Here is a 1,903-nt window from a genome sequence, read left to right on the forward strand (position 1 = left end):
GGGTGGGCGGGCAGCCCCCCGGGACCGAAGGCGGCCCCCGCCCGGCTCCTAGCGGTCCTGCGACAGGGCGTGCAGCTCGCTGAACAGGCCCCCCGAGTGCAACAGGTCCTCGAAGGTGCCCTGTTCGGTGATGCGGCCCCGCTCCATCACCACGATCCGGTCCGCCGTACGGGTGTTCTCGATGCGGTGGGTGACGACGATCGTGATGCGGTCGCGGGCCATTTCCTTGAGGACCGTGAACATCCGGTGCTCGCCGCGCGCGTCCATCTCCGACGTCGGCTCGTCCAGGATCAGCACCGGCGGCCGGCGGTAGAGCGCGCGGGAGCAGGCCAGGCGCTGCCACTGGCCGCCGGAGAGTTCGCTGCCGCCCCACAGCTCCCGGGCCAGCAGCGTGTCGAGCCCGTGCGGCAACTCCTCCACGGCCGTGCGCATCCCCACCGCGTCCACCGCGTCCCACACCGGGGCGTCGTGGGGGGTGCGCGGCTGGCCCAGGGTGACGTTCTCCCGTACGGCCAGCGGCCACTGGCCGAAGAACTGCGGGACCAGACCGGTGCGCCGCCACACCGTCTCGGGGTCGGCCGTGGCCAGGTCGACACCGTCCCAGACCACGCGGCCCTTGTCGGGCAGATAGAGGCCGGTGATCAGACGGGTGAGGGTGGATTTGCCCGAGCCGTTCTCGCCGACCACCGCGACGACCTCGCCCCGGCGCAGGGTGAGCGAGACGCGGTCCACGGCCGGGGCCTCTTTGTTGGGGTACTGGTAGACGACCTCGTCGAGCCGGATCTCCTCCGGTTGCTCCGGAGCGGTCAACGCGCCCCGTCTCGGGGCGCGTTCGGCCGCGAAGTCGAGGAACGCGCGCATGTCGGCCAGGTACAGGCTGGTGTGGAACATCGCCGCCCCGTTGGCGACGACCTGCGACAGGGCCCCCAGCGAGCTCCGCACCGCGACCACGGCCGTCGCCGCCACCCCCAGCTCGACCCGGCCGGTGACGGCGAGCCACGCCAGGGTGGCCCAGGTGGCGAGGAGGAAGGCGCCCCCCAGCGCCGAGGTGACCAGGTCGATCCGCAGCAGCCGGGGCGCCATCGCGAGGGTGCGCCGGTCGATGCGCTCGGACAGGGAGCGGTACCAGAACATCAGGTAGGCGGTCATACCGTTGGCCCGCACCTCGTCCGCGAGCTTCGGCGTGGTCACCCACCAGCGCATCATCCCGCGCACGTTGCGGTCGCCCACATTGGCGTAGTGCGTCTCGTAGTCGACGCGCGCCGACATCACGGCGCCCGTCCCGGCGGGCAGCACCGCCAGCAGGAGCAGGGCGAGCATCAGGGGGTGCAGCACCGCGAGGACGCCCGCCGCCGCGACCATACGGATCACCGCCGCCATGAACTGCTCCGCGTCGCGCACCATCAGATTGGTGCGCATCACCCCCATCTCGGCCGCCTCCTGGCGGTCCGCGAACCCCTCCTGGCCGTACGCGGCGGCCTCCACCCGGCACACCGCCTCGACCAGGTCGGCGTCGGCCGCCGTCGTCAGCGGCGGGGTGATCCTGCCCTCCGCGTACGACGCGAGCGCTGCGGTCACGCGCGCGACGGAGGCCGCGACGGCGATCACCACCAGCGCCGGTAACGCCGCGTCGATCCGGTCGGCCGCCCGGCCCCCGCCCAGGATCGGCGCCATGGCGCGGGCCGTGGCGCCCAGCAGCACCGCCGCCGCGACCCCGGTCACCACCTGGCAGACCAGCAGGAGCAGCACGGAGGTGCGGTCGATCCGCCACGCCATCCGGCAGGTCTGCCCCAGCACGGACGGCAGCCGCCCGCACATCTGCCGGAACGAGGCCCCGCCCAGCGGGTTCTTCCCGTAGTGCCCCGAGAAGGTGATCTCCGCGGGCGGGGGCGGCGGGACAGGG

General features: G+C 73.4%; 1 protein-coding gene. It reads right to left on the minus strand.

Annotated features, from left to right (window positions below; genetic code table 11):
• Positions 1-48: 48 nt before the first annotated feature.
• Positions 49-1,903, minus strand: a 1,855-nt coding sequence (locus ACJA3G_RS36040; RefSeq protein ID WP_406557244.1) for an ABC transporter ATP-binding protein, incomplete at its 5' end; no start/stop codon positions are given.

Origin of the sequence: Streptomyces sp. YS-3 (genome assembly GCF_045257485.1) — a bacterium.
In the GTDB taxonomy this organism is placed as follows: Bacteria; Actinomycetota; Actinomycetes; order Streptomycetales; family Streptomycetaceae; genus Streptomyces.